The organism is Stenotrophomonas sp. SMYL11 (genome assembly GCF_036320005.1).
Classification (GTDB): Bacteria; Pseudomonadota; Gammaproteobacteria; order Xanthomonadales; family Xanthomonadaceae; genus Stenotrophomonas; species Stenotrophomonas maltophilia_A.
Genome location: NZ_JAWIRS010000001.1, coordinates 692694 through 717698, shown reverse-complemented (window position 1 = coordinate 717698; position 25005 = coordinate 692694). Strand labels below are relative to the sequence as shown.

Here is a 25005-nt window from a genome sequence, read left to right as displayed (position 1 = left end):
TGGGGCCGGCGGGGGCCCGAAAACTTAGGGCTGCTTAATCCGGATACGGAATTGCCGGCCAGCGGCCGGCACTACCCATTCTAACGATTACCGCGAGAACTCGCGCAGCATCACCGCGATCGAGGCCACGTTGGCCAGCACGCACAGCCAGAACACCCACTGGAATTCGGCTTTGCGATGCTTGTGGCGGAACAGCGCCTGGCCCAGCAGCGCGCCGGGCCAACCACCGGCAAAGGCCAGCAGCTGCAGTGTGCGCTCGGGAATCCGCCACTGCTTTCGCTGCGCCGCGCGCTTGTCGTGGCCGTACAGGCCGAACGACACCGCGCTGGCGAGCAGGCACCAACCGCCCAGCCACAGCGGCAGCACGCCGCTGACCGTCAGTGCGATCAACGCACCGAATGCGGCCAGCGCGAGGTTACGCCGCCATGCCACTTACAGCGCGTCGAGGAAGCCGCGCACGGCCGGGCCGAAACGCTCGAAATCGACGAGGAAGGCGTCATGGCCCTGCGGCGACTCCAGGCCGATGAAGCGCGCATCGGCACCGCCGGTGCGAAGGCCGTCGGCGACCTGTTGCTGCTGCTGCACCGGGAACAGGATGTCGGTGTTGGCACCGATCGCCAGCGCCTTCTCCACCCGGATCTTCGCCAGCCCGGCCAGCACGTCGCCGTCGCCATACTCAGCCAGGTCGAACCAGTCCATCGAACGGCTCAGGTACAGATAGCAGTTGGGATCGAAGAAACGCACGAAGCGCCGTGCGTGGCCTTCCAGGTAGCTTTCCACCTGGAATTCGAGGCCGAACGGATCGTCGTCGGCCTGATCCGAATCCAGCCGCACGCGGCCGAAGCGGCCATCCCATTCCAGTGCGGAGCGGTAGGTGATCACGCCCAGCTTGCGCGCCATGCGCATGCCGGACTCGGGATACTCGGCATCGTCGTAGTGACCGCCATTCCAGCGCGGATCGAGACGGATCGCCTCGCGCTGCAGCGAGCGGATCGCGATCGAGAACGGCAGTGCCTGCGCACTGCCGGAAATGTTGACGTGGCTGCGCGCGATGCCCGGATGCAGCATCAGCACCGCCAGCGCGGTCATGCCGCCCATTGAATTGCCGACCACGCAGGCCAGCTGTTCGATGCCCAGTGCACGGACGACTTCGATCGCGGCGCGTGCGCCGTCTTCGATCGCCAGCTCGGGGAAGTCGAGGCGATACGGTTGGCCCGTGGCCGGGTTGAGCGATGCCGGGCCGGTCGAACCCTTGCAGCTGCCCAGCGAATTCACGCACACCACGTACCAGCGGTCGGTATCGATCGGCTTGCCGGGGCCGACCATGCCTTCCCACCAGCCTGCTGCGGGGTTGGCGTCGTTGGCCGCGGCGTGTGCATCCGGCGACAGGCCGGTCACGATCAGGATCGCGTTGCTGGCGTCGGCGGCCAGCGTTCCCCAGGTTTCGTAGGCCACGCGTGCGCCGTGCAGGGCGCCACCGCGCTTGAACGGGAACGGCGAGGGCAGGGCGTGGAAGCGGGTGCCGGGCGGGATGAATTCGGTCATGCAGCCATTCTAGCGGGGCCGCATGTGGAGCTGGCGACACGCTGGTTTCCATCGGCGATGCACCCGGTAGTGGGGGGGGGGGGGGGGGGGCGCCCCGCCCGCCGCGGGGGGGGCCCGGGGGGGGGGGGCGGCCCCCCCCCGCCCCGCCCCCCCCCCGCCCCCCCCCACTACGGGAACCGCAGCTCCACCACGCCTTCATGCGGCAGGCTCACCTTTACCGGCACGCTCTGCAGATCGTCCTCACTGCGGTTGGCACTGCCGCTGCGCGAGATGCGTGCCAGCACTTCCACCTCACGATGCGCAGACAACGGTGCGGTCGGCATCGGGCTGTCTGCGTCGCCCAGCCCGACCGTGGCCGGGAAGCCGGCCAGAGGCAGCTTGCGTGCGGCCACCGGCATCGGCGGTCCACCCACGGCGCGCGCCAGCACGAATACCTGGGTGCTGGCGGGCCATTCGGTGTTCTTCAGCGCAGGCAGTTGCACGCGCACCTGCAGCAGCGCCGGTGGCGCCGCAGCGGCAGCATCGGGCGCTTGGCCGGCGGCTTCGCGGGCGATGGCGATCTGCGCCTGCAGCGCTTGCGCGGCGCCGGGCTCAAGCCGTGGCAGCAGGCCGCTCCAGACGTCGGCGGCCTCGGCATTCTTTCCGCGCTGGCGCAGGGCAATGCCCAGCAGCCAGCTGGCGCGCTCTGCATCGGGCGCCAGCGCACGGGCCTGCTGCAACCAGGCCATCGCGGTGTCATCGAACTGCTTGCCGGCATCGGCCTGCGCGCGCGCCTGCGCCGCTTCCACCAGCACGCCGGGGTCTTCCGGGGCGAGGGCGGCGGCACGTGCGAAGGCATCCGCTGCGGCTGCGGCGTTGCCCAGTTCGGCCTGCGACCGGCCCAGCAGCGCCCAGCCATCGGCTCGCTGCGGGTCTCGCTTCAGTGCATCCTGCAGGGCCTGCACGCCATCGCGCAGGGTGGCTACCGACGGGGTCGGTTGTACCTGTGCTGCACGCGGATCACCGACCAGCAGATACAGGCAGGCACCGGCCACGCCCAGCGCGAGCACGCCCACCACGAAACCGCGGCGACCGTGGTGGCGCAGCGGCCACAGCACCAGCGCCGCCATCAGTGCGGCCACCAGTCCAGCCAGCATCGCCAGCCAATGGCTCACCATCCGTCTCCTTCATCGGTCTTGCTGGCGGGGGCGGCAGCAACCGCGCGGCCACGGCGACGGACGATGCCCAGTACCACCAGCGCGCCGGCGCCCAGCACCAGCAGCGGACCGCCCCACAGCAGCCAGGTGCCCGGCTGCAGAGGCGGTTGATAGAGCACGAACTCACCGTAGCGCGCGACCAGGAACTGCTTGATCTGTGCGTTGTCGCGGCCCTGCTGCATCAGCTGCAGCACCTCGCGGCGCAGGTCCTGCGCGATCTGCGCGTTGGAATCGGCCAGCGACTGGTTCTGGCACTGCACGCAGCGCAGCTGCGCGGCCAGGTCGTGGAAGCGGCGTTCTTCGGCGCCATCGCGGAACTGCAGTGGCTGCGGATCGTGCAGCGGCTGCTGTGCCACCGCGGCCAGCGGCAGCATCAGAAGCAGCAATGCCAGCAGCCAGCGCATGGGCTCAGGGCGCCGTGTGCCGCGTGCTGCCGGCATTGCCCTGGGCCTTCTCGATCTTTTCCAGCGCCGGAATCAGCTTCTCGTCGACCACGCGCTGGGTCATCGCACCGCTGTACTTCCAGCGCACGATGCCGCTGCCGTCGACAAGGAAAGTTTCCGGTGCGGCGGTCACGCCCCAGTCGATCGCGGTGCGGCCTTCCAAGTCGCTGAGCACGACCATGAACGGGTTGCCAAGCTGTTCCAGCCAATGCAGGGCATCGGTCGGTTCATCCTTCCAGTTGTAGCCGATCACGCGCACGCGCTTGCTCTCGGCGAAACGGGTCAGCACCGGATGTTCCTCGCGGCAGGCCGCGCACCAGCTGCCCCACACGTTCAGCAGGTAGGGCGCGCCGCGCAGGTCGTCGCTGTGCACGATCATTTCCGGGTCGTGCAGCACCGGCAGCGCGAACGCCGGCGCCGGCTTGTCGATCAGCGCCGATGGCAGCACGTCGCGCTGCGGATCACCCGATTTCATCACCCCGTAGATCATCAGCCCGAGCAGGCCGAAGAAGAACAGCACGCCGATCACGATGGCTACCGGCGGCAGCGGGCGGGAGGGGCGCGGGGTGGGGGACTCGGACATGGGAACTCCTACGGACGACGGAAACGGCGGTCGGCGGCGGTGATGAGTCCGCCCAGGGCCATCAACAGCGCGCCCAGCCAGATCCAGCGCACGAACGGCTTGATGTGCACCCGGACCGCCCATGCATTGTTGCCCAGCGGCTCGCCCAATGCCACGTAGACATCACCATCGAAGCGTGCATCAATGCCGGCCTCGGTCATCACCTGGCCGCCGCTGGCGTACTGGCGCTTCTCCGGATGCAGCAGCGCCAGCTCGCGGCCGTTGTGGAACACCCGCAGGTGGCCGCGGTCGGCGATGAAGTTCGGTCCTTCACGATGGTCCACGCCCTCGAAGCGCACCTCGTGGCGGCCGACCACCACCTGTTGGCCCGGTGCCAGCGCCACTTCACGCTGTACATTCAGGGCTTCCACCAGCAGCGCACCGGCCAGGAACACGGCGATGCCGGCATGGGCGACGATCATGCCGAGCATTTCGGCGGTGAAGCGGCCATTGCCGCGCAGTCGCTGCCAGACGAAGCGTGCGGTACCGAACCCGACCCAGACCGCAGCGGCGACACCAAGACCGGCTTTCCAGCCGTTCTGCGGCGCCTGCCACCAGGCCAGCGCGCCCAGCAGCACCGCCAGCCCCAGCCAGGGTGCCAGCAGCGCGAACGCGCGCGAGGGCTGGTCGCGTTGCCACTTCACCAGCGGGCCGAACGGCAGCAGCAGGATCATCGGCGCCATCAGCAGCAGGAACAGGCTGCCGAAGTAGGGCGGGCCGACCGAGATCTTGCCCAGCGACAGTGCATCGGCCAGCAACGGATACAGCGTGCCGAGCAGTACCATCGCGCAGGCGGTGGCCAGCAGCAGATTGTTGGCCAGCAGCAGGGTCTCTCGCGAGGTGGCGGTGAAGCCACGGCGCGGATCGTCGGCGTCCACGCTGAGCTGGCTGGCACGCAGCGCGTACAGCAGCAGGCTGCCGCCGACCAGCACCGACAGGAACACCAGGATGAACAGGCCGCGCGACGGATCTGCAGCGAACGAATGCACGCTGGTCAGCACACCGGAGCGCACCAGGAAGGTGCCGAGCAGCGACAGCGCGAAGGCCGCGATCGCCAGCAGCAGCGTCCAGCTGCCGAAAGTGCCGCGCTTCTCAGTGACCGCCTGCGAATGGATCAGTGCCGCACCGACCAGCCATGGCATGAAGCTGGCATTTTCCACCGGGTCCCAGAACCACCAGCCGCCCCAGCCCAGCTCGTAATAGGCCCACCAGCTGCCCAGCGCGATGCCCAAGGTCAGGAAGCCCCAGGCGACGTTGGTCCAGGGACGGGTCCAGCGCAGCCAGCGCGTGTCGACGCGGCCTTCCAGCAGTGCCGCCACCGCGAACGCGAACGGCACAGCAAAGCCCACGTAACCGATGTACAGCATCGGCGGATGGATGATCAGCCCCGGGTCCTGCAGCAGCGGGTTGAGGTCGCGGCCTTCCAGCGGCGCCGGATTCAGGCGCAGGAACGGGTTGGAGGTGAAGATCAGGAACGCGAGGAAGCCGACGCTGACGATGCCCATCACCGCCAGTACACGCGCCTGCACCGGTGCCGGCAGGTGCCGCGACAACAGCGCCACCGCGCCGGTCCACAGCGCCAGCACCAGTGCCCACATCAGCAGTGAGCCCTCGTGCGCGCCCCACACCGCCGAGTAGCGGTAGATCATCGGCAGCAGCGAATTGGAGTTCTCGGCCACGTAGCGCACCGAGAAGTCCTGCTGCACGAACGCAGCGGTGAGCACCGCGAAGGCGCCGGCGAGCAGCAGCAGTTGTGCGAAGGCGGCTGGCCGTGCCACCGCCATCCATGCCGTGTTGCCGCGATGCGCGCCGACCAGCGGCAGGCCGGCCTGCAGCAGCGAAGCCAGCAACGCGCACAACAACAGGATCTGACCCAGTTCGGGCAGCACTCAGCGCACCTCGGGTGCCGTCACCGGCACGTCATGCTTGCGATGGGCGTCGCCCATCTTGTCGGCCACTTCCTTGGGCACGTACTTCTCATCGTGCTTGGCCAGCACCTCGTCGGCGACGAACACATCGTCCCGCAGGCGGCCACTGGCGACCACCGCGGTGCCTTCGGCGAACATGTCCGGCAGGATCCGCGAGGTGGTCACCGCCAGCTGGGCATCGCCGTCGGTCACTTCGAAACGTGCTTCCAGCGAACCGACCGGGCGGTTGAAGGAGCCCTTCACCACCATGCCGCCCAAACGGAACCGCGACTGCGCATCGACATCGCCGCGCAGCACTTCCGAAGGCGTGTACAGGTAGGCGATGTTGCGTTCCAGCGCCATCGCCACCAGCGCGGTGGCCAGCCCGGAGGCGAGCAGGGCCAGCAGTACCCAGACCAGGCGGCGACGTTGTACCGGCGTCATCGTTCCAGCTCCGTCGACAGCGGCGCCGCAGCATCCTGTTTGACGGCGCGGGTCTGCTGCCGTTGCTGGCGGGCCAGTGCCAGCCGGCGTGCCACACGCAGGCGCAGCCACGAACCGATGGCATCGGCGGCGAGCACCAGCACGAACACGGCGTAGGCGCCGATCACATAGGGCAGGTGGGTCATGATCGGGCCTCCCCGGCCGCACGTGCGGCATCGACGCGGCCACCGACCCAGGCCTTGCCGGCCTCGCGGTCGAGATTGTCGGCGCGGGCCTTGGCCAGCACCGAACCGGCGAACCAGAACTTGGTGCCGATCACCATCCACCACAGTGGCGCGATCATCGCGCTGCTGATCGCCGATTCACCGAACACGTTGATCGACTGGCGCTGGTGCAGGCCGCCCCACCAGTCCACCGAATAGCGGATCACCGGCAGCAGACTGACTCCGACGATGGCCAGCAGGCCGGCTGCGCGTGCAGCGCTGCGGCGGTCCTCGATGGCGTGGTACAGGCCGATCACGCCCAGGTACAGGAACAGCAGCACCAGTTCGCTGGTCATGCGCGGGTCCCAGTCCCACCAGGTGCCCCAGGTGCCCTTGCCCCAGATGCTGCCGGTCAACAGGGTGATCAGGGTGAAGCCGGCACCCATCGGTGCACAGGCCATGGCCAGGATCTCGCAGACCTTGATCCGCCAGATCAGGGCGATGGCGGCATACAGCGCCATCAGCGCGAACACGAACAGGCTCATCCAGGCACTGGGCACGTGGATGTAGAGGATGCGGAAGCTGTCCAGCTGCTTGGCTTCCGGCGGCACCACCAGCAGCGCCTGCCACATGCCGACCAGCAGCAGCGGCACCGCCGCGAGGTAGAACACCCGCGACCAGCGGGCAGCGAATCGGTCGAACGTGGGGGGTGAACCGAGTTGGTGGAACCAGCGGACAATCGGATTCATGCGTGGCGGCTATCCAGCAGGGGTGGATTGGCTCTCAGCTCGGTCAACTCAGAGAAATACGTATTGCAGCGGCGGTGGCCAACGGCGCCAGCACCAGCGCGACCAGCAGGCCGGCGCCAAGCATCAGCAGCGCACCGACCGGATCCTGACCGCGTCCGGCTGCCGCCAGACTGCCAGCGCCGAACACCAGCACCGGCACGTACAGCGGCAACGACAGCAACGCTACGAGAATACCAGAGCGTCGGATGCCTACGGTCAGCGCGGCGACCACGCCACCGATCAGGCTCAGAAGCGGTGTTCCCAGCAGCAACGATGCCAGCAACATCGGCAGCTGGTCATGCGGCAGATGCAGCATTTCGGCCAGCAGCGGGCTGACCAGGATCAACGGCAGGGCGGTGGTGGCCCAGTGCAGCAGCACGCGCACCAGCACCAGCCAGGCCAGCGGCACCGGCGCCAGCAGCCATTGTTCCAGCGAGCCGTCTTCGGCATCGGAGCGGAACAGTGAATCCAATGACAGCTGGCCGGCCAGCAGCACGGCCAGCCACAGCACCGCACCGGCGGTGGCGGACAGCAGTTGCGGCTCGCGCCCTTGGGCCAGCGCGAACAGCACCACCACCAGCACCGCGAACAGCAGCGGCTGCAGCGCATCGCCGCGGCGGCGCCAGAGCAGGCGCAGGTCGCGCTTGAGCAGGGCGCCCGCGGTCTGCCAGAGGCCCGGTTCGGTGCCTGGCGCGATCATGCGGCACCGCCGAGGTCGAGCTGGCGGGTACGCACCGGCGGTGCGGCATAGGCGCCGTGGGTGGTGACCAGCGCAGCGCCGCCGGCACGCAGATGCGCGGAAATCATCCGGTTGACCAGGGTGATGCCCTCCAGGTCGAGGTTGGCATAGGGTTCGTCGAGCAGCCACAACGGCGCAGGCGACAGCCAAATGCGTGCCAGTGCCAGCCGTCGCTTCTGCCCGGCGGACAGATGCCGAACGAGAGTGTCCTCATAACCGGCCAGGCCGACGATGGCCAGCGCGTTGCCGGGCATCTGCCGCGCACGCCGTCCGTGCAGGCCGCACAGGAAGTGCAGGTTCTCCAGCGTGTCCAGATCGGGCTTCAATGCGGGCAGGTGGCTGAGGTAGGCGACGTAACGCGCGCGCTCGGCATTGCCGGCCGGCCTGCCATCGATCTGCACCTGCCCGGCACCAGGCCGGGCCAGGCCCGCCAGCACGCGCAGCAGGGTGGTCTTGCCGGCGCCATTGCCGCCCTGCACCAGCAGGGCTTCGCCGGCGTCCACATGGAAGTCCAGCGGGCCGAACACCGGCTCGTCATTGCGGGAGAAGCTCAGGCCGCTGGCGGCCAGCAATGCAGGGGTGTTCAAGGGGCAAAGGTCTTCATGCCGGAGTGCGGCGGCAATTGTAGCGGTGAATGCCGATGGTAGCGCCGGCCGCTGGCCGGCAGATGCGACCCGGCGTCGCAGATCGTCGCAGGGTTGCCGGCCAGCGGCCGGCACTACCGAAGCAGGGATTGCGTAAACTCAGGGGCCTGTCTCCCCATATCCCCAGGCCGATGCAACCGAACACCAAGCTGCCCAAGGTCGGTACCACGATCTTCACCGTGATGTCCCAGCTCGCCGCCGAACACGGCGCGGTCAACCTCGGTCAGGGGTTCCCGGACTTTTCCGCACCGCAGCGCCTGATCGACGAGACCGCCAGGGCGATGGCCGCCGGGCTGAACCAGTACCCGCCGATGACCGGTGTGGCGCCGCTGCGCCAGGCCATCGCGCAGAAGGCGCTGGACTGCTACGGCGCGCAGGTCGATGCGGACAGCGAGATCACCGTCACCAGTGGCGGTACCGAGGCCATCTTCAACGCCATCCACGCCGTGGTGCGTGCCGGCGAGGAAGTGATCGTGCTCGACCCGGCCTATGACTGCTATGAACCGGCGATCGACCTGGCCGGTGCCAAGGCCGTACATGTGTCGCTGGATCCGCAGACGTTCGCGGTCGACTGGGACCGCGTGCGTGCGGCGATCACCCCGCGTACCCGCATGTTGATCGTCAACACCCCGCACAACCCGTCCGGCGCGATGCTGTCGGCGCAGGACATGCAGGCACTGGCCGAGCTTCTGCGTGGCACGCAGATCTACCTGATCTCCGATGAGGTGTACGAACACATCATCTACGACGGCCGCCGCCATGAATCGGCGCTGCGCTACCCGGAACTGCGTGAGCGCGCGTTCGTGATCTCCAGCTTCGGCAAGACCTACCACTGCACCGGCTGGAAGATCGGCTATGCGATCGCACCACCTGCGCTGACCGCCGAGTTCCGCAAGGTGCACCAGTACAACACCTTCACCAGCTTCGGTCCGGCACAGTACGGTTTCGCCGCGATGATCCGCGACGAGCCCGAACACCACCTGGAGCTGGGCGCGTTCTACCAGGCCAAGCGTGATCGTTTCCGCGATCAGCTGGCAAGCACCCGGCTGAAGGCGCTGCCGGTGCCGGGCGGCTATTTCCAGCTGGTCGACTACTCGGCCATCAGCGACCTGCCGGACCACGAATTCGTGAAGTGGCTGACCATCGAGAAGGGCGTCACCGCCATTCCGCTGTCGCCGTTCTACGAGAACCCGCCGGCCGGCCAGCGCCTGGTGCGCCTGTGCTTTGCCAAGAACGAAGCGACCATGGACGCGGCGATCGAACGCCTGCGCCTGCTCTGAGCGAGGCTTGAACATGCAGGACCTGCGCATTTCCCTCGTCCAGGGCGACACCCGCTGGCATGACCCGGCGGGCAACCGTGAGTACTACGGCGCGCTGCTGGCACCGCTGGCCGGCGCCACCGACCTGGTGATCCTGCCGGAGACCTTCACCAGTGGCTTCTCCAATGAAGCCATCGCCCAGGCCGAAGGCATGGATGGTCCGACCGTGGCTTGGGTGCGCGAGCAGGCCAGGACCTTGAACGCGGCGGTGATCGGCAGCGTGCAGCTGCGTGATGGCGATGGCGTCTACAACCGCCTGCTGTTCGCCACGTCCGATGGTGAGCTGCAGTACTACGACAAGCGCCACCTGTTCCGTTACGGCGGCGAGCACGAGCGCTATGCCGCCGGCCGCGACCGCCTGAGCGTGGAATGGAAGGGCTGGCGGATCAATCCGCAGGTCTGCTACGACCTGCGTTTCCCGGTGTTCTGCCGCAACCGCTACAACGTTGAACGTCCGCAGCAGCTGGATTTCGACCTGCAGATCTTCGTCGCCAACTGGCCGTCGGCACGCGCCTATGCGTGGAAGACACTGCTGCGTGCACGTGCGATCGAGAACCTGTGCTTCGTTGCTGCGGTGAACCGTGTCGGCGTCGATGGCAACCAGCTGCACTACGCCGGCGACAGCGCGGTGCTGGATTTCCTCGGTCAGCCGCAGGTGGAGATCCGCGAACGCGAACAGGTGGTCACCACCACCATTTCGGCCGAGGCGCTGGCCGCACACCGAGCGCGCTTCCCGGCGATGCTTGATGCCGATGCCTTCCACCTGGACGAGCAGGCCTGAGTGACGGCCTGAACGCTGCCGCACCAGCGCGCGCGCCTGCATTCAACCTGCACGCGCGCGCTGCTAGATTCGCCGCCAGTCCGACCGAACCGGAAGTCCCGCCATGAACAAGCCCTTCGCCCTGCTGCTGGCCCTGTCTGCCGCATCGCTGGCCCCGGCCGCGCACGCTGCCGGCAACCTCGATTGCGAGCTGCGCTACAACCTGTCCGGTTGGTCGCTGATCTACAAGACGGCCTCCGGCAATGGCACGGTCACCTGCAGCAACGGCACCAGCATGCCGGTGCACATCCAGATGAAGGGGGGCGGCCTGACCGTGGGCAAGTCGAAGATCACCAACGGGCGCGGCAATTTCACCGGCGCGATCAGCATCGACCAGCTGCTGGGCACTTACGCGTCGGTCGGTGCACATGCCGGTGCGATGAAATCCAGCAATGCGCAGGTGATGACCAAGGGCGACATCTCACTGGCCCTGTCCGGTACCGGCAAGGGCTGGGACCTGGGCGTGGACGGTACCGCGTTCACCCTCAGCCGGCGCTGAGGCGCGACGGTTCGGCAGATCCCCAGCTGATGCGGATGTAGTGCTGTTCGGAATCGCTCAACAACCGTTCGACACCGAAACCATTCTTCAGCAGTTGTGCGACCACGTCTTCGACGAGCTGCTCGCTGGCCATCACCTGGCTGAAGCCGAACACGATATAGCGGCGGCCATTTTCCGAGCCGATCTGGATCGAGTTGTCGAGGTCGCGGTAGAACTGTTCGATCGGGCGCTTGGCGGCATCGGCGTTGGCGCGGGCCTGTTCGGCGGTGATGGTGATCATGGGCATCTGCCTTGTGCGTGAGAGCGCGCACGATAGCCAGCGCCCTGATGTGAATTCCGGGCGTGGCGCACAATGCCTGGTGTTTGCAGAAATTCCTAACATGAGCCGTGAACGTCGAGACGCGCAGGAAAAGTGCCGCGCGGCGGTGAGCATCCTGCATCGACATGAAGTCATCGGGAAGGGATGGGTGTCAGCAGCAGTACCGGCGTGCAACGCACCGCGCAGAGGGGATCCTGCACCCATCCGATGCTGTGGTCACACGGTGCATTTACGTTTCCTTGACCCTGCAGTAACCCCGCAATGCCTAACAGGGACGTCCCAGCGATTCTGCTGGGATCATTGGAGACGCTGGAATGGAGTTCAGAACGTCCGTGCTGCTCGTGGCCCTCATCGCCACACCCGCGATCGCCCACGCCGAAGTCTGCCTGTCCGACAGCGGTATCGTTGTGCCCTGTCCTAGCCTGTTACCGCATCCGGTGACGGCCAGGTTCGAGATCGGGACCCTGCCGCGTGTGGCCGGCTCGCCGTCGGAGATCTACATCACAGGCGGCGGCCAGGTGGATGGAACGAGTAATTTCTCGGTCTATGCCAATGGTCAGTTCCTGTGCCGTACCAATGACAATTACGATGGTGGCAACACCACGCCGATCCGCCATTGCACGGCAACCATCGCAACACCCGGGACCTATGTGATCTCGGCGTCGCGCAACAGCCCTGGCAACTTCCTTGCGCCGATGGACGAAGTGATCAACGTGCAGTAATCGATTGTGCGCTGATCCAGGCCCCGGGCATACCCCCGGGGCCTCTGCTGCCCCATGGCAGCAGGACCGGCTCCTTCACCGTTGCGATTCACAAGCAGGCCTTCCGCCGTCAACGGCCCGGTCCCGCTGCAGCCACAAGGCCAGCAGGCCGCACACGACGAGGGTCGGTGCCAGCAGCTGCACTGCACCGACCAGCGCCATTGCCGCACCGATCAACAGGTAGTAGAGCAGGCCGAACAGTGCGCCTGCGCTGCCAAGACAATGTGGATAGCCGCGCAGGGCCTGGCCAAGCACATTGGGAATGGCAAGGCCGAAGCCCGTCACCACCGGCACCATCGCCGCGACCAGGGCAGGGTGATCATGCAGCAGCGCAGCCAGCAGTCCTCCCATCAGAACCAGTCCTGCGGCGATGCGGATGCGCGTGGTTGTGGCAACGCCTGCACGCAGCAGGTGGCCATTGCCCCACGCGCCCAGTGCCGAGCCCAGTGCCAGCACCGCACCGCTGGCGCCGAACCAGGTGGCTGGCCAGTGCAGGCGCGCAAACACGAAGGGGCCGAGTACATACCAGCTGTACATCGCCACGTTGAAGGTCATCACCAGCAACGCGTGTGACCAGATCCAGCGATCGCGCAGCAGCTCCCGCAGCAGCGGCAGCATGGGCGTGTGCGGGGTCTGGGCAGGACGGCTTTCGCGCAGGCCTGCCAGGCATGCCACTGCCAGCAGCGCAGCAATCAGCAGCAGGCCGGACTGTACGCCGACATAGCCATTGGCGGCGACCAGCAGCGTGCCCAGCGCAAGACCGATGGCCGGGCTCAGGGCCAGGGCCATGCCGATCCAGGAGAATGCCTGGGCCAATGCCGGCCCCTGCAGATGGTCGCGCAGCACGGTCTGGGTAACCACCGAAGCGGCGGCGGCGCCGATTGCGGCCAACGCCTGGGCCAGCAGCACCTGGCCGAAGCTGCCAGCCATCAGGCCGCCCAGTGCAGCCACTGCGAAGACGCCGAGGCCACAGAGAAGGGCAGGGCGACGACCGATACGATCGGCCAGGCGCCCCCACAGCAGCACGCCTGCAGCGAAGCCGAACAGGTACAGGCTCATGGCCTGGCTGGCGGCACTCGGCGGCAGGGCGAAGCGTTCGGCCAGATCGGCCAGGGCCGGGCTGTACAGGGTCTGTGCCAGCTGCGGAAACATCAGCAGTGCAATGGTGAGCAACAACAGGCGGCGCGACATGCGGGCGCTCCAGGAACAGGGCCGCGCATTGTGGTCGCGTCCGCAATGGCGCACTCTGTCTATCCTGTCATCGAATACATGAAATCAGACATGGCCTGGTTGCAGCCGGATGCGCACTTCGACGCCGATGCCTGGGGCGCTCCGGTGCTGGGTATCGCGGCCTCATTGGCGGATCACGACTCGGGTTGGCACCAACATGCACGCGCGCAGCTGCTGTACACCCGGCAGGGTTGTACGCGCCTGACCTATGGTGATCGCGTCAGCCTGCTGCCGCCCGCGCGCGCAGCGTGGATTCCGGGTGGACTGCGCCATCGCGCGCAGATGCGCCAGGCGGTCGACTACCGTTCGTTGTACTTCGACGCCACCCTGTCGGCCCAGCTGCCCCGCCAGCCAGCCATCATCGGCGTAGGTCCGCTGCTGCAGGCCTTGCTGGAGCCGATCGCACAGGCACCGTTCGACCATGACTGGCAGTCGCCGCGCGCGCACCATCAACTGGCGTTGTGCGTGCTGGAAATCGCCGCTGCACCGGTGGCGCCGATGGACCTGCCTCTGCCGCGTGATCCGCGGATCGCACGTTGTCTGCCGCTGGCCGAACAGCTGCCGCCCGAACTGGGGGAGCTGGCCGCGCGCACGGGCCTGAGCACGCGCACCGTCGGCCGGTTGATGCAGCGTGATACCGGCATGAGCTACCAGGCCTGGCGCCAGCAGTGGCGCCTGATGCGGGCCATGGAGCTGCTGCTGCTCGGCCATCGCGTCGCGCATGTGGCGCAGGACACCGGCTTTTCCGCGGAGAGCCCGTTCATCGCATTCTTCCGCAGCATGACCGATACCACGCCCGCCGCCTTCCAGCGCCACGCAAAAGGGGACGGAGGGGATTAAGTCGCTTTTGCCCCTTCGATGTGCGCGGTGGCAAAAGCGACTTAATCCCCTCCGTCCCCTTTTCAAAGAAAAACCCCGGCCGGAGCCGGGGTTTTTCATTTCAGTGGGGCCGGTGATCAGCCGCCGCGCGGGCCGCTGCGGCGCGGGCCGCCCGGACCGCGGTTGCCGCCGGGGCCGCCCGGGCCACGGTTGCCACCCGGACCACCGGGACCGCGATTACCGCCCGGACCACGGTTGCCACCGCCCGGACCGCGACCGCCCGGACGGGCGCCCTGCGCCGGCTTCGGGCTGCCATACGGGTTGAAGCCCGGGGTGGCGTGGTCGGACGGGAAGCTGGGGGCATTGCCCGGATGGCCGTACGGGTGCTTGTTGCCCTGGCCCTGCGAGCGGTTGCCGGCACCGGCCGGACGACCCTGGCCGCCTGCGCCGCCACGGCCTTCACCGCCGAAACCGCCACGGCCCTGGCCGCCACCGGCGCCTGCGCCCGGACCCTTCGGCTTGCCGTACGGACGGCCGTGGCCGCCTGCACCCGGACCACGGGCACCGGGGCCACGTGCGCCCGGACCGGCATTGCGATGGCCGCTCGGGCCGGTGCTCACGCCATCCGGCACGTACCAGGTGCGGAACGCGGCCGGATTGCCTTCCGGCAGCGAACGGTCGTTCTTCTGGGCACGCTGCTTGAACGGCTTCTGCGACTGCTTGGCTGCCGCTTCACCGCTGACCGTCAGGCCGCCCTTGAAGCCGCCGCCCTTGCCACCGCGGCCACGGCCGCGGTCTTCGCGCACGTTGTCGAAGCGACGCAGCTCGCGGCCTTCGTCAGCGGTGTTGTGGCCGTTGACGTAGGCATTGCCACGGCCACCTTCGCGCACGCGCACGGTGGTCTTGGCGGCGCGGCGCTGGCCGATCACCGGCTGCAGGGTCAGTGCCGACGGCGCGCCTTCTTCCAGCTTCAGCTGCGCGCGCAGGGCTTCCACCTGCGTGGTGCCCAGTTCAACCGAATGGCCACGGGCCAGTTCGCGCGGCAGGCTCACCTTGCCATAGCGGGTGCGCTTCAGGCGGCTGACCTGGCAGCCCTGCGATTCCCACAGGCGGCGCACTTCGCGGTTGCGGCCTTCCTTCACCACGACGCGGAACCAGTCGTGCGAATCGGTGCCGCCGATGCGTTCGATCTCGTCGAACTTGGCCGGGCCGTCTTCCAGTGCCACGCCACGGCTGAGGCGGTCGACGATGGCGTCGGAGACCTTTTCCTCGCCTTCCGGCGCACGCACGCGGACCACGTATTCGCGCTCGACCTCGAACGACGGGTGCATCATGGCGTTGGCCAGTTCACCGTCGGTGGTGGCCAGCAGCAGGCCGGTGGTGTTGATGTCCAGGCGGCCGATCGCGATCCAGCGCGCGCCCTTCAGCGGCGGCAGCGATTCGAACACGGTCGGGCGGCCTTCCGGATCATCGCGGGTGGTCACTTCGCCTTCCGGCTTGTTGTAGACCAGCACGCGCGATGGCTCGGCCAGGGCGGTGGCGACGAAGCCGCGGCCGTCCAGCTCGATCTTGTCGCCGCTCTTGACCGACATGCCGGTCTGCGCGACTTCACCGTTGACCTTGACCAGGCCTTCGGCGATGCGCTGTTCCAGCGCGCGGCGCGAGCCGAGGCCGGCCTGGGCCAGCACCTTGTGCAGGCGCTCTTCCAGCTTGAACTGTTCGGAGGTGGCTTCGCGCTTCAGCGAGAGCTTGTTACGGGGGGTGTCACTCATCAGTTTTGCTCCGGCCGACGGTTTCGAGGTCGGCCTCTGGTTCGGAATCGGCTTGGTCAACAGCCACGGTCGTCATCGCGACGGCGTTGTCTTCGCGTTCGTTCACTGGCACCGCGCGCTCGCCCGGCGCGGAATCGGGGTGCCCATCATCGAGGGGCGAAGGTGCTTGCTCATCGGAGGCCGATGCAGGGGCTGCATCGGCGGAATCGGGGGCGTCACTGCCGGCCGGGCCGGCGTCATCGTTCGCGGCAGCGCCTTCGTCGCCGGCCGAGATGTCAGGGCCATCGGCGCTCGCCGCCGCAGGCGCATCGCGGTCCAGGGACAGCTGCGGTTCCAGCTCGCCCAGGTCCTTCAGTTCCGACAGTGGCGGCAGCTCATCCAACCGCTTCAGGCCGAAATAATCCAGAAAGCCCTTGGTGGTGCCGAACAGCGCCGGCTTGCCGGGCACATCGCGGTGGCCGACCACGCGGATCCATTCGCGTTCTTCCAGTGCCTGGATGATGTTGCTGCTGACCGCCACGCCGCGCACCTGCTCGATCTCGCCGCGGGTGATCGGCTGCCGGTAGGCGATCAGCGCCAGGGTTTCCAGGGTGGCACGGGTGTAGCGGGTCTTGCGCTCGGTCCACAGCCGGCTGATCCAGCCGTGCACTTCGCCAGTGACCTGGTAGCGGAAGCCGGAGGCGACCTCGACCAGTTCCACGCCGCGGCCTTCGCAGGCTTCGCGCAGGCGTTCCAGTGCGCGTTCGATGCTGCCCGGCGGTGCCGGTTCCTCTTCCGGGAACAGGTCTTTCAGCTGGGCCAGGGTGAGCGGCTGGCTGGAGGCCAGCAGGGCACCTTCGACAATGCGGTTGATCAGCAATTGATCCATCGGCAGTCAGCGCTCACTCGTCTGCATTGGCGGCGTCGTTGTCGTCGAACTCGCTGCTGAACTGCAGCGGGGCGTTGGTGTTGCCGGCGGCCAGCGATTTGACGTAGATCGGCGCCAGCGGCTCTTCCTGGACGATGTCCAGCAGCTGTTCCTTGGCCAGTTCCAGCACCGCCAGGAACGTGACCAGCACGCCCAGCTTGCCTTCTTCGGCCGTGAACAAGCCTTCAAAACGATAGAACTTGCCATCTTCCAGGCGTCCCAGCACTTCGCCCATGCGTTGCCGCACGCTCAGTGCCTCACGCTTGATGGCGTGACCGCTGAACAGCTCGGCGCGCTTGAGCACGTCGTGCAGGGCCAGCAGCATCTCCTTCAGGTCCACCGGCGGCGGCAGTTTCACCGTGGCGCGTTCGGGCATGAAGGCATGGGCCAGGCTGGTGTCGCGGTCCTGGCGGGGCAGGGCGTCGATGTCCTCGGCGGCCTGCTTGAAGCGTTCGTATTCCTGCAGCCGGCGCACCAGCTCGGCGCGCGGGTCGGCCTCATCGCCTTCCTCGCTGACCGGGCGAGGCAGCAGCATGCGCGACTTCACCTCGGCCAGGATCGCGGCCATCACCAGGTACTCGGCGGCCAGTTCGAAGCGCAGCTCGCGCATCACGGTGATGTATTCCACGTACTGCCGGGTGATCTCGGCGACGGGAATGTCCAGTACATCCAGGTTCTGGCGGCGGATCAGGTACAGCAGCAGGTCCAGCGGGCCTTCGAAGGCATCCAGGATGACTTCCAGCGCGTCCGGCGGAATGTACAGATCCTGCGGAATCTGCAGGACCGGTTGCCCATGCACCACGGCCAGCGGCATTTCCTGCTGCTGTGGGGCGGGCGGCCGGGTTGGCGGGTTCGCGTCGAGCGCGAGTTCGGAAGTCATCTAATGGACATCAGGATTGCAACGGACCAGTCGCGGCACCGGGTTCGCCGGGCCAGCGCCACGGAGCCCCAGGGCACCAGACACGCCGGGATCGGCGCGATTCCACACATATCAAACAGCAGGACGCGCCGCAGGAAACGGCAGCGACGGAACTACGGGGAGGTCGTCTACGTGGCCCGGCCAGGTGGACCGGTTTGAAGCAGCGGGACGGTCGTCGGGGGCTGCGTTGGCCGCAAAAACCGACGGGCTGCTGCATCCAGCCACGTGCAATGGAGTCTAGGGTAAGCCTTTGTCGCGCCAGTGTCCAGCCGGGCCGGGGCAGGGGCCGCATTGGCTAGAATCTGCAGACCCGACAACGCAAGCGAGGAAATGCCGGTGTGGTATGTGATCGAAGGGTATGACGGCCAGGATGTGCTGGCGCAGCGGCTGCAGGCGCGGCCGGAACACCTGGCGCGGCTGCACGCGCTGCGCGACGAGGGACGTCTCCTGCTGGCCGGCCCCTGCCCGGCGGTGGACAGTGAAGACCCGGGCCCGGCCGGTTTCAGTGGTTCGGTGGTGATCGCGCAGTTCGAGTCGCTGCAGCAGGCCCAGGCCTGGGCCGACGCCGACCCGTACGTGGCCGCCGGCGTCTACACCCACGTGCAGGTGCGACCGTTCCGCAAGGTGTTGCCTTGAACGCGGAACGGATCTCACGAATGCGTGATGCGCTGCAGCATGCACTGGCGCCGAGCGTGCTCGAGATCGAAGACGACAGCCATCGCCACGCCGGCCATGCTGGTGCGCGCGATGGTCGCGGCCATTTCAACGTGCATGTGGTCAGTGAACGCTTCGCCGGACTGGGCCCGCTGGCCCGGCATCGCGCGGTATACGCCGCGCTGGGCGCGATGATGGAGACCGATATCCACGCGTTGTCCATCCGCGCGCAGACCCCGTCAGAACAGGGCTGAGCCCTTGTCCCACGCTGTCCTGGCGGGTCCCTGCGGGGGCTCGCTGCAGACAGATTTCCATGTCCATTTCGGGACATTCGCCTAACGGACTGTTTACAAGCCCAGATGGAAACGCTTACATTCCGCGCCAATGCTGGTAGGTCCAAGCCGTGGAGGGCGGCTTCGTGAACAAGGCAGCTATCACAATCAAAGACGTCGCTCGCGAAGCCCGGGTCTCCGTGGCCACGGTTTCCCGCGCGCTCAACGGGCATGAAAATGTCGCCGAACCGGTCCGCCAGCTCGTGCTGGAGGTGGCCGCACGGCTGCGTTACACCCCGCACGCCGCCGCCCGCAGCCTGAGCAGTCGCCGCACCAATACGGTGGGCGTGGTGCTGCCGGACCTGTACGGCGAATTCTTCTCCGAGCTGATGCGTGGCATCGACAACGTCGCCCGTAGCCGTCGCCAGCACCTGCTGGTGTCCAGCTACCACGGTGACCAGGAGCAGCAGGGCGCGGCCCTGCGCGCCATGCGCGGCCGCGTCGACGGCCTGCTGGTGCTCTCGCCCTATGCCGAGAGCCCCGGTTTCCTGACCGACAACCTGCCGCAGTCGTTGCCGACGGTGTTGATCAACACCTATCTGCCCGGGCAGGACCACCCGGTGCTGAGCATCGACGACCATGCCGGTGCGATGGCGATGACCCGCCATCTGCTCGACGCGGGCCACCGTCGCATCGCTTTCATTTCTGGCCCGGATCTCAACTTCGACGCGCGCGAGCGCCTGCGCGGCTTCCGTGACGCGCTGGCGGCTTTTGGCGGTGGCGCCGAGGGCATCGAGCTGCCCGGTGATTTCGACGAAGCTTCCGGCCATCGCGCCGGTCAGGAGTTGCTGGCAGCCGGAGCGCTGCCTGATGCCGTGTTCGCCGCCAACGACATGATGGCTCTGGGATGCCTGTACGCGTTCACGCAGGCCGGTATCCGTGTTCCGACCGATGTCGCCCTGGCGGGTTTCGATGACATTCCACTGGCGCGTTTCGTCCACCCGTCGCTGACCACCATGCAGGTCAGCATCGCCGAGCTCGGCGACCGGGCCATGACGCGCCTGCTGCAGTTGATGGACGGCACCTCCACGGACGGGACAGGGGACAAGCAGACCCTGGTTCCCCGCTTGATAGTTCGCGATTCCACCACTCCGCCATCGGGCCATTGAAGCCAGAGGCGTTCCTTCTTTTTTGATTGATCGCAGGGACCGCGCAAGCGGTTACCGCCACCCGGAGATTGAGTTGATGATGCACACCACCTTCCGCACGCCGGCACGCCGGCTGCTGAGCACCGCACTGGTCAGCTGCCTGATGCTGGCCGCCGCTCCGAACGTCATGGCGCAGTCGGCCAATGCCAGCCTGCGCGGCCAGGTATCCGGCGCCCAGGCCGGCGCCGAAGTGACCGCCACCAACGTCGCCACCGGCACCGTCCGTCGCGGCACCGTGCGTGCCGACGGCAGCTACTCGCTGATGGGCCTGGACCCGGGCACCTATGACGTGGTCGCCAACGGCCAGACCCAGAAGGTCACCGTCACCGTGGCCTCGACCGCTACGCTGAACTTTGCCGGCGCCGCCAGCAGCACGCCGGGTACGACCGCAGCCACCAACCTGGACACGGTCAACGTCGTCGCGCCGACGCTGCTGCAGGAAGTGCGTACTTCGGAAGTCGGCAAGACCGTCAGCCTGCAGCAGATCCAGACCACGCCGCAGGTTTCGCGCAACTTCCTGGAGTTTGCCGACGCGGTGCCGGGCATGATCTTCACCCGCGATGCCAAGGGCAACACCTCGCTGCGCGGCGGTGCCACCAACGCTGACGGCACCAACGTCTACATCGACGGTGTGGGCCAGAAGAGCTACGTGAAGGGCGGCGGCATCTCCGGCCAGTCAGGCAGCGCCGGCAACCCGTTCCCGCAGCTGGCCATCGGTGAATACAAGGTCATCAGCGGCAACTACAAGGCCGAGTACGGCCAGGTCTCCAGCGCCGCGATCACCGCCGCGACCAAGTCCGGTACCAACGAGTTCAAGGGTGAGACCTTCTACCGTTATACCAACGAAAGCATGCGTGCGATGACCCCGGCCGAACGCCAGCCGGGCAAGCGCAAGGAAGACTCGGCCGAGAAGGAATACGGCTTCGCGCTGGGTGGCCCGATCATCAAGGACAAGGCCCACTTCTTCGTCACCTATGAAGCCAAGCGCTTCGATCTGCCGGTGACCATCGCGCCGGACGGTGCGGTGACTGCGTCGGCCGCCAATCTGCCCGCTGACGGTGCCGCCGGCCTGGGCCCGGCCAGCCAGCCATTCCAGCAGGACCTGATCTTCGCCAAGATCGATTTCGAGCCGACCGATAACGATCGTATCGAGCTGACCTTCCAGGACCGTGACGAAACGCAGGAGCAGTTCAGCGGCCAGACCGCCAAGGTGCACGGCAAGGTGGTGGACAACACCGACCGTCGCTACGCCCTGCGTTGGAACCACAGCGGCGAGCGCTTCTACAACGAGTTGATGGTCACCCATGAAGAGGCGTTCAACAATCCGCTGCCGTTGAACTACGGCAACGGCATCATCTACACCGCGCCTGACTTTGGTGACAAGAACCGGAACACCCCGCAGGAAAAGACCCTCGTCCAGATCGGCGCAGCCGATGCGTTCGCCTCGCAGGTAAAAGGCCAGAAGGGTTGGGCGATCGAAGACAACCTGACTCTGGATGGCCTGCAGTGGGCGGGCGATCACACCATCAAGATGGGTGCCAAGTACAAGCAGATCGATCTGTACGCCTCCGACGCGGCGCAGATCAATCCGCAGTTCTTCTACACCATCGACAACCCTGCCTTCTCGTCCGGTACCCCTTACAAGGCGCAGTTCACCAAGGCCAGCACCGGTGTCACCGGCGTGCAGTCTGAAGTGCGCGCCAAGGTCAAGCAGATCGGCTTGTTCATCCAGGACGACTGGCAGGTCAATGACCACCTGCAGCTGAACATCGGCCTGCGCTGGGATTACGAAAAGAACCCGGTCTATACCGATTTCGTGACCCCGCCGGAAGTTGTGAACGCATTGTTCTCGCAGGACAGGCATGCGCCTCCGGGTCAGACCTATGCGCAGACGCTGGCGCTCAGTGGTTTGAACGTCAACGACTACATCAGCACCGGTCACAATCGCAAGAATTTCAAGAATGCATGGCAGCCGCGCCTGGGCTTCTCGTATGACGTCAACGCCGACGAGCAGCACGTGTTCCATGGTGGCGCCGGCCGGTCCTATGATCGCGATCTGTTCGACAATCTCGCGCTGGAGACCACCAAGCTGGCACTGCCGCAGCCGACCGTGTTCTTCCGCAACCCGACCACCGGCAGCTGCATGTACGGGCAGACCCCGTGCTTTGACTGGAACCCGAACCTGCTGAACGGCATCGAGAACCTGCAGGCACTGCTGGGCGCCACCAGCAATGAAGGCATGGAAGTCGACCTGCTGAACAACAACATGAAGGTGCCGTACGCCGACCAGTTCAGCCTCGGCATGAGCAATCAGTTCGGCGAGTGGCTGACTGACGCCACCATTTCGCGCACGCTGACCTACGATGGCTTCGCCTACACGCTGGGCAATCGCTTCAACAACGGCAATTTCTTCGACAACCAGATGCTGTGCGGTGCTGAAGAACCGACCTATGGTCAGCCGTGGGGCTGCAACATTCCGGGCTTCGGCAGCCTGATCATCGGTCAGCAGGGCATCAAGACCCGTTCCACCCAGATCCTGCTGTCGGCGCAGAAGCCGTACAGCAAGGAAAGCGGCTGGGGCACCTCGATCGCCTATACCTGGACCAATGCCCGCCACAACCGCAACATCAACGAGCATTACTCGTTCGATCGCGGCACCATCGGTGAGTACCCGACCATCAAGTCCAACGGCGCGCCGCGCCACCGCCTGGTGGTCACCGGTTCGTACGATGGCTTCTGGGGCATCACCTTCGGCGGCAAGCTGACCCTGGCCACGCCGACCCCGGGCAACGACTGGTCCTGCATCGCCCAGGCCGGCAATTCCAACTGCCTGCCGACCCCGGCTGCCGGCACGCCGTCGGGCAATGGTCACTTCCTGCTTGGCGGCAAGATCTTCGGCTACCGCTCGCTCGACCTGCAGGCGACCAAGACCTTCAAGCTGGCCGGCGATACCGAGCTGTATGCGCGTATCGACATCATCAACGTGCTCAACTTCGACAACTTCTCGAACCTGAACTACGTGAAGAGCGATGGCAAGCTGCTGGTCAGCTACAACGAGACCGGCGACATCATTGGTACGCCGCGCCAGGTCAAGGCGGAGGTCGGCTTCCGCTTCTAAGCGGAACCGCTCGATGCAGTACCCCGATGCCGCCGTTCCGCCGGCGGCATCGGGGGCGTGAAAACGGCAATGGCCGGCTCCGTGCCGGTCCATTGCCCATGCCGCTGCCGGCCAGGGGGGCAGCGGCATGGGCAATGATCGCGGTGTCAAACCACGTTTTTCGTGGTTTTTTCAGAGCAGACCTTGTAAACGATTTCAGATCATTGGACGGTATGCTTTCCCATCGATCAGACCACCGGAGGAATCGCGCCATGCAGGCACGCCATCTGTTGTCCGCCGCGGCGTTGAGCCTGGCCGTTGCTGCCTGCCAGCCGGCCCAGCAGGAGCCTGCCAAGCCGCGGCCGCCGGTGATCCTGATCGAGGCCGATGCACCGCCGCGGCCGATGAAGCCGGAACTGCCGCCGCTGTTCGATGACATCGAACGCCGCACCTTCCAGTTCTTCTGGGACACCACCAACGAGATCAATGGGCTGACCCCGGACCGCTATCCGTCGCGGCCGTTCGCCAGCATCGCCTCGGTCGGCTTCGCGCTGACCGCCTATCCGATCGGCATCGAGAACGGCTGGGTCAGCCGCAACCAGGCGATTGACCGCACCCTGACCACGCTGAAGTTCTTCCGCGACGTGCCGATGGGCCCGCAGCGCACCGGCAAGGCCGGCTACAAAGGCTTCTACTACCACTTCTTGGACATGCAGGAAGGCCGCCGCTACGACAGCTGGGTCGAACTGTCCTCGGTGGATACCGCGCTGCTGATGATGGGCGTGCTGTTCGCGCAGTCGTACTACGACGGCGACGATCCGCGCGAGAAGGAGATCCGTCAGATCGCGGACACCCTGTACAAGAAGGTCGACTGGCCGTGGCTGCAGCAGCGTGCGCCGCTGATCTCGATGGGCTGGTTCCCCGAGAGCGGCTTCATCGACCACGACTGGATGGGCTACAACGAGGCGATGATGGTCTACATCCTCGCCCTGGGCTCGCCCAGCCACCCGGTCAGCCCGGATGCGTGGACCGTGTGGACGCGTACCTACGACAACGACTGGGGTGTCTACCAGGGTCAGGAATACCTGTCGTTCGGCCCGCTGTTCGGCCACCAGTACAGTCACGTCTGGATCGACTTCCGCGACATCCAGGACGCGTACATGCGTGAGCGCGGCAGCACTTATTTCCTCAACAGCCGCTCGGCCGCGCTGGCCCAGCGCGAATACGCCATCGCCAACCCGATGCAGTGGAAGGAGTACGGCGAGAACGTGTGGGGTTTGACCGCCAGCGACGGCCCGCAGAACACCACCCAGGACTATCGCGGCGAGCAGCGCCAGTTCCGCCATTACTCCTCGCGCGGCGCGGGCCTGCGCGAGAACTTCGACGACGGCACCATCGCTCCCACCGCTGCGATCGCGTCGGTGGTGTTCGCCCCCGAGCAGGTGATCCCGGCCACGCTGGAGATGCACAAGCGCTTTGGCGACTACATCTATTCCAGCTACGGCTTCCTGGATTCGTTCAACCCCAGCTTCAACTACGACATCCCGATCAAGACCGGCCGCCTGGTGCCGGATCGCGGTTGGGTCGCCAGCGACTACATCGCCATCGACCAGGGCCCGATCCTGACCATGATCGCCAACTACCGGAATGATTTCGTGTGGGAAGTGATGAAGAAGAATCCGTACATCCGCAAGGGACTGGAGCGGGCCGGGTTCAGTGGTGGCTGGCTGGCGCCGGAAGGCTCGTTCCAGCCGCTGGAACTGCAGAAAGACGAAAAGGCCGCGGCGGCACGCGCGGTGGGTATCGCCGAATCACGCGCGGCTGCCGCGCAGGAACAGAAGAACAATGCCAACCGCACTACAGGCCAGGGCAAGTAAC

26 protein-coding genes are annotated in these 25005 nt (G+C 66.6%); 10 read left to right on the top strand and 16 right to left on the bottom strand.

Features of this window, described 5'->3' with window-relative positions; all coding sequences use genetic code 11:
- Positions 1 to 87: 87 nt before the first annotated feature.
- The 11 genes from V3B46_RS03335 to ccmA all read right to left on the bottom strand — a co-directional run bounded on the left by V3B46_RS03335 (position 88) and on the right by ccmA (position 8474).
- On the bottom strand, positions 88 to 432 hold the full coding sequence (locus V3B46_RS03335; protein WP_071229728.1) for a DUF1294 domain-containing protein: 345 nt from the start codon (positions 430 to 432) through the stop codon (positions 88 to 90).
- Positions 433 to 1545: a homoserine O-acetyltransferase MetX gene (gene metX, locus V3B46_RS03330; RefSeq protein WP_329891127.1), complete on the bottom strand. Its 1113-nt coding sequence runs from the start codon at positions 1543 to 1545 to the stop codon at positions 433 to 435. It lies immediately after the preceding gene.
- A gap of 167 nt (positions 1546 to 1712) precedes the next feature.
- Positions 1713 to 2702 carry a tetratricopeptide repeat protein gene (locus V3B46_RS03325; RefSeq protein WP_154352986.1) on the bottom strand — a complete coding sequence of 330 codons (990 nt, stop codon included), beginning with the start codon at positions 2700 to 2702 and terminating at the stop codon, positions 1713 to 1715.
- Positions 2696 to 3145 carry a cytochrome c-type biogenesis protein gene (locus V3B46_RS03320; RefSeq protein WP_329891126.1) on the bottom strand — a complete coding sequence of 150 codons (450 nt, stop codon included), beginning with the start codon at positions 3143 to 3145 and terminating at the stop codon, positions 2696 to 2698. The genes V3B46_RS03325 and V3B46_RS03320 overlap by 7 nt, the downstream gene beginning before the upstream one ends.
- 4 nt (positions 3146 to 3149) lie before the next feature.
- Positions 3150 to 3767, bottom strand: coding sequence for a DsbE family thiol:disulfide interchange protein (locus V3B46_RS03315; protein ID WP_154352984.1), 618 nt, complete (start codon positions 3765 to 3767; stop codon positions 3150 to 3152).
- Between the two features lie 8 nt (positions 3768 to 3775).
- Entirely contained in the window at positions 3776 to 5695 is a 1920-nt protein-coding gene (locus V3B46_RS03310) for a heme lyase CcmF/NrfE family subunit (protein WP_329891125.1), read from the bottom strand.
- On the bottom strand, positions 5696 to 6157 hold the full coding sequence (ccmE, locus tag V3B46_RS03305; protein WP_154352982.1) for a cytochrome c maturation protein CcmE: 462 nt from the start codon (positions 6155 to 6157) through the stop codon (positions 5696 to 5698).
- Positions 6154 to 6342, bottom strand: coding sequence for a heme exporter protein CcmD (locus V3B46_RS03300; RefSeq protein ID WP_106468642.1), 189 nt, complete (start codon positions 6340 to 6342; stop codon positions 6154 to 6156). Before V3B46_RS03300 ends, ccmE begins: the two co-directional genes overlap by 4 nt.
- Positions 6339 to 7109: a heme ABC transporter permease CcmC gene (gene ccmC / locus V3B46_RS03295; protein WP_106468641.1), complete on the bottom strand. Its 771-nt coding sequence runs from the start codon at positions 7107 to 7109 to the stop codon at positions 6339 to 6341. The genes V3B46_RS03300 and ccmC overlap by 4 nt, the downstream gene beginning before the upstream one ends.
- Before the next feature lie 43 nt (positions 7110 to 7152).
- Positions 7153 to 7848 (bottom strand): heme exporter protein CcmB, encoded by a 696-nt coding sequence (gene ccmB / locus V3B46_RS03290; protein WP_329891124.1) that lies wholly within the window; start codon positions 7846 to 7848, stop codon positions 7153 to 7155.
- Positions 7845 to 8474 carry a heme ABC exporter ATP-binding protein CcmA gene (gene ccmA, locus V3B46_RS03285; RefSeq protein ID WP_019336398.1) on the bottom strand — a complete coding sequence of 210 codons (630 nt, stop codon included), beginning with the start codon at positions 8472 to 8474 and terminating at the stop codon, positions 7845 to 7847. Before ccmA ends, ccmB begins: the two co-directional genes overlap by 4 nt.
- Positions 8475 to 8662: 188 nt before the next feature.
- Here ccmA and V3B46_RS03280 point away from each other — a divergent pair, with 188 nt between their 5' ends.
- From V3B46_RS03280 to V3B46_RS03270, 3 genes are all read left to right on the top strand, one after another.
- Complete coding sequence (locus V3B46_RS03280; protein WP_329891123.1) at positions 8663 to 9811, top strand: pyridoxal phosphate-dependent aminotransferase; 1149 nt, start codon at positions 8663 to 8665, stop codon at positions 9809 to 9811.
- A 13-nt stretch (positions 9812 to 9824) separates the two neighbouring features.
- Positions 9825 to 10631 carry an amidohydrolase gene (locus V3B46_RS03275; RefSeq protein ID WP_329891122.1) on the top strand — a complete coding sequence of 269 codons (807 nt, stop codon included), beginning with the start codon at positions 9825 to 9827 and terminating at the stop codon, positions 10629 to 10631.
- Positions 10632 to 10734: 103 nt separating this feature from the next.
- Positions 10735 to 11169: a hypothetical protein gene (locus tag V3B46_RS03270; RefSeq protein ID WP_106468638.1), complete on the top strand. Its 435-nt coding sequence runs from the start codon at positions 10735 to 10737 to the stop codon at positions 11167 to 11169.
- Here V3B46_RS03270 and V3B46_RS03265 read toward each other — a convergent pair.
- The gene (locus V3B46_RS03265) at positions 11156 to 11449 is read right to left on the bottom strand and encodes a hypothetical protein (protein WP_088026567.1); all 294 of its coding nucleotides are present in this window, start codon (positions 11447 to 11449) and stop codon (positions 11156 to 11158) included. The genes V3B46_RS03270 and V3B46_RS03265 overlap by 14 nt on opposite strands.
- Positions 11450 to 11802: 353 nt before the next feature.
- Between V3B46_RS03265 and V3B46_RS03260 the strand changes: the two genes are divergently transcribed.
- A complete protein-coding gene (locus tag V3B46_RS03260) occupies positions 11803 to 12210 on the top strand; it encodes a hypothetical protein (RefSeq protein WP_106468636.1) in 408 nt (135 codons plus the stop codon).
- A 75-nt stretch (positions 12211 to 12285) separates the two neighbouring features.
- Here the strand turns inward: V3B46_RS03260 and V3B46_RS03255 are convergent, their stop codons facing one another.
- The gene (locus V3B46_RS03255) at positions 12286 to 13440 is read right to left on the bottom strand and encodes an MFS transporter (RefSeq protein ID WP_329891121.1); all 1155 of its coding nucleotides are present in this window, start codon (positions 13438 to 13440) and stop codon (positions 12286 to 12288) included.
- Positions 13441 to 13530: 90 nt separating this feature from the next.
- Between V3B46_RS03255 and V3B46_RS03250 the strand changes: the two genes are divergently transcribed.
- A complete protein-coding gene (locus tag V3B46_RS03250; protein ID WP_329891120.1) occupies positions 13531 to 14319 on the top strand; it encodes an AraC family transcriptional regulator in 789 nt (262 codons plus the stop codon).
- A gap of 116 nt (positions 14320 to 14435) precedes the next feature.
- Here V3B46_RS03250 and V3B46_RS03245 read toward each other — a convergent pair whose 3' ends face one another.
- Genes V3B46_RS03245 through V3B46_RS03235 form a run of 3 tightly spaced genes read right to left on the bottom strand, consistent with a single transcriptional unit; the run spans position 14436 to position 17857 of the window.
- Positions 14436 to 16070, bottom strand: a complete 1635-nt coding sequence (locus V3B46_RS03245; protein WP_329891119.1) for a pseudouridine synthase — start codon at positions 16068 to 16070, stop codon at positions 14436 to 14438.
- Entirely contained in the window at positions 16063 to 16938 is an 876-nt protein-coding gene (gene scpB, locus V3B46_RS03240; RefSeq protein ID WP_106468632.1) for an SMC-Scp complex subunit ScpB, read from the bottom strand. The genes V3B46_RS03245 and scpB overlap by 8 nt, the downstream gene beginning before the upstream one ends.
- A 13-nt stretch (positions 16939 to 16951) precedes the next feature.
- Positions 16952 to 17857: a segregation and condensation protein A gene (locus V3B46_RS03235; protein ID WP_006456456.1), complete on the bottom strand. Its 906-nt coding sequence runs from the start codon at positions 17855 to 17857 to the stop codon at positions 16952 to 16954.
- A 375-nt stretch (positions 17858 to 18232) separates the two neighbouring features.
- Between V3B46_RS03235 and V3B46_RS03230 the strand changes: the two genes are divergently transcribed.
- The 5 genes from V3B46_RS03230 (at position 18233) to V3B46_RS03210 (ending at position 25004) form a co-directional block, all read left to right on the top strand.
- Positions 18233 to 18532, top strand: coding sequence for a YciI family protein (locus V3B46_RS03230; RefSeq protein ID WP_106468631.1), 300 nt, complete (start codon positions 18233 to 18235; stop codon positions 18530 to 18532).
- Positions 18529 to 18804 carry a BolA family protein gene (locus tag V3B46_RS03225; RefSeq protein ID WP_295557213.1) on the top strand — a complete coding sequence of 92 codons (276 nt, stop codon included), beginning with the start codon at positions 18529 to 18531 and terminating at the stop codon, positions 18802 to 18804. Before V3B46_RS03230 ends, V3B46_RS03225 begins: the two co-directional genes overlap by 4 nt.
- A 149-nt stretch (positions 18805 to 18953) precedes the next feature.
- The gene (locus V3B46_RS03220; RefSeq protein ID WP_329891118.1) at positions 18954 to 19991 is read left to right on the top strand and encodes a LacI family DNA-binding transcriptional regulator; all 1038 of its coding nucleotides are present in this window, start codon (positions 18954 to 18956) and stop codon (positions 19989 to 19991) included.
- Between the two features lie 76 nt (positions 19992 to 20067).
- A complete protein-coding gene (locus V3B46_RS03215) occupies positions 20068 to 23148 on the top strand; it encodes a TonB-dependent receptor (RefSeq protein WP_329891117.1) in 3081 nt (1026 codons plus the stop codon).
- Between the two features lie 251 nt (positions 23149 to 23399).
- Complete coding sequence (locus V3B46_RS03210; RefSeq protein WP_329891116.1) at positions 23400 to 25004, top strand: glucoamylase family protein; 1605 nt, start codon at positions 23400 to 23402, stop codon at positions 25002 to 25004.
- The last annotated feature ends 1 nt before the right edge of the window (position 25005 follow it).

Excerpts from the sequence above, each read along its gene's own strand:
- metX (WP_329891127.1), bottom strand. The coding sequence starts at position 1,545 with ATGACCGAATTCATCCCGCCCGGCACCCGCTTCCACGCCCTGCCCTCG.
- V3B46_RS03325 (WP_154352986.1), bottom strand. The coding sequence starts at position 2,702 with ATGGTGAGCCATTGGCTGGCGATGCTGGCTGGACTGGTGGCCGCACTG.
- V3B46_RS03320 (WP_329891126.1), bottom strand. The coding sequence starts at position 3,145 with ATGCGCTGGCTGCTGGCATTGCTGCTTCTGATGCTGCCGCTGGCCGCG.
- V3B46_RS03315 (WP_154352984.1), bottom strand. The coding sequence starts at position 3,767 with ATGTCCGAGTCCCCCACCCCGCGCCCCTCCCGCCCGCTGCCGCCGGTA.
- ccmE (WP_154352982.1), bottom strand. The coding sequence starts at position 6,157 with ATGACGCCGGTACAACGTCGCCGCCTGGTCTGGGTACTGCTGGCCCTG.
- V3B46_RS03300 (WP_106468642.1), bottom strand. The coding sequence starts at position 6,342 with ATGACCCACCTGCCCTATGTGATCGGCGCCTACGCCGTGTTCGTGCTG.
- ccmC (WP_106468641.1), bottom strand. The coding sequence starts at position 7,109 with ATGAATCCGATTGTCCGCTGGTTCCACCAACTCGGTTCACCCCCCACG.
- ccmB (WP_329891124.1), bottom strand. The coding sequence starts at position 7,848 with ATGATCGCGCCAGGCACCGAACCGGGCCTCTGGCAGACCGCGGGCGCC.
- V3B46_RS03280 (WP_329891123.1), top strand. The coding sequence starts at position 8,663 with ATGCAACCGAACACCAAGCTGCCCAAGGTCGGTACCACGATCTTCACC.
- V3B46_RS03275 (WP_329891122.1), top strand. The coding sequence starts at position 9,825 with ATGCAGGACCTGCGCATTTCCCTCGTCCAGGGCGACACCCGCTGGCAT.
- V3B46_RS03270 (WP_106468638.1), top strand. The coding sequence starts at position 10,735 with ATGAACAAGCCCTTCGCCCTGCTGCTGGCCCTGTCTGCCGCATCGCTG.
- V3B46_RS03265 (WP_088026567.1), bottom strand. The coding sequence starts at position 11,449 with ATGATCACCATCACCGCCGAACAGGCCCGCGCCAACGCCGATGCCGCC.
- V3B46_RS03260 (WP_106468636.1), top strand. The coding sequence starts at position 11,803 with ATGGAGTTCAGAACGTCCGTGCTGCTCGTGGCCCTCATCGCCACACCC.
- V3B46_RS03255 (WP_329891121.1), bottom strand. The coding sequence starts at position 13,440 with ATGTCGCGCCGCCTGTTGTTGCTCACCATTGCACTGCTGATGTTTCCG.
- V3B46_RS03250 (WP_329891120.1), top strand. The coding sequence starts at position 13,531 with ATGGCCTGGTTGCAGCCGGATGCGCACTTCGACGCCGATGCCTGGGGC.
- V3B46_RS03245 (WP_329891119.1), bottom strand. The coding sequence starts at position 16,070 with ATGAGTGACACCCCCCGTAACAAGCTCTCGCTGAAGCGCGAAGCCACC.
- scpB (WP_106468632.1), bottom strand. The coding sequence starts at position 16,938 with ATGGATCAATTGCTGATCAACCGCATTGTCGAAGGTGCCCTGCTGGCC.
- V3B46_RS03235 (WP_006456456.1), bottom strand. The coding sequence starts at position 17,857 with ATGACTTCCGAACTCGCGCTCGACGCGAACCCGCCAACCCGGCCGCCC.
- V3B46_RS03215 (WP_329891117.1), top strand. The coding sequence starts at position 20,068 with ATGATGCACACCACCTTCCGCACGCCGGCACGCCGGCTGCTGAGCACC.
- V3B46_RS03210 (WP_329891116.1), top strand. The coding sequence starts at position 23,400 with ATGCAGGCACGCCATCTGTTGTCCGCCGCGGCGTTGAGCCTGGCCGTT.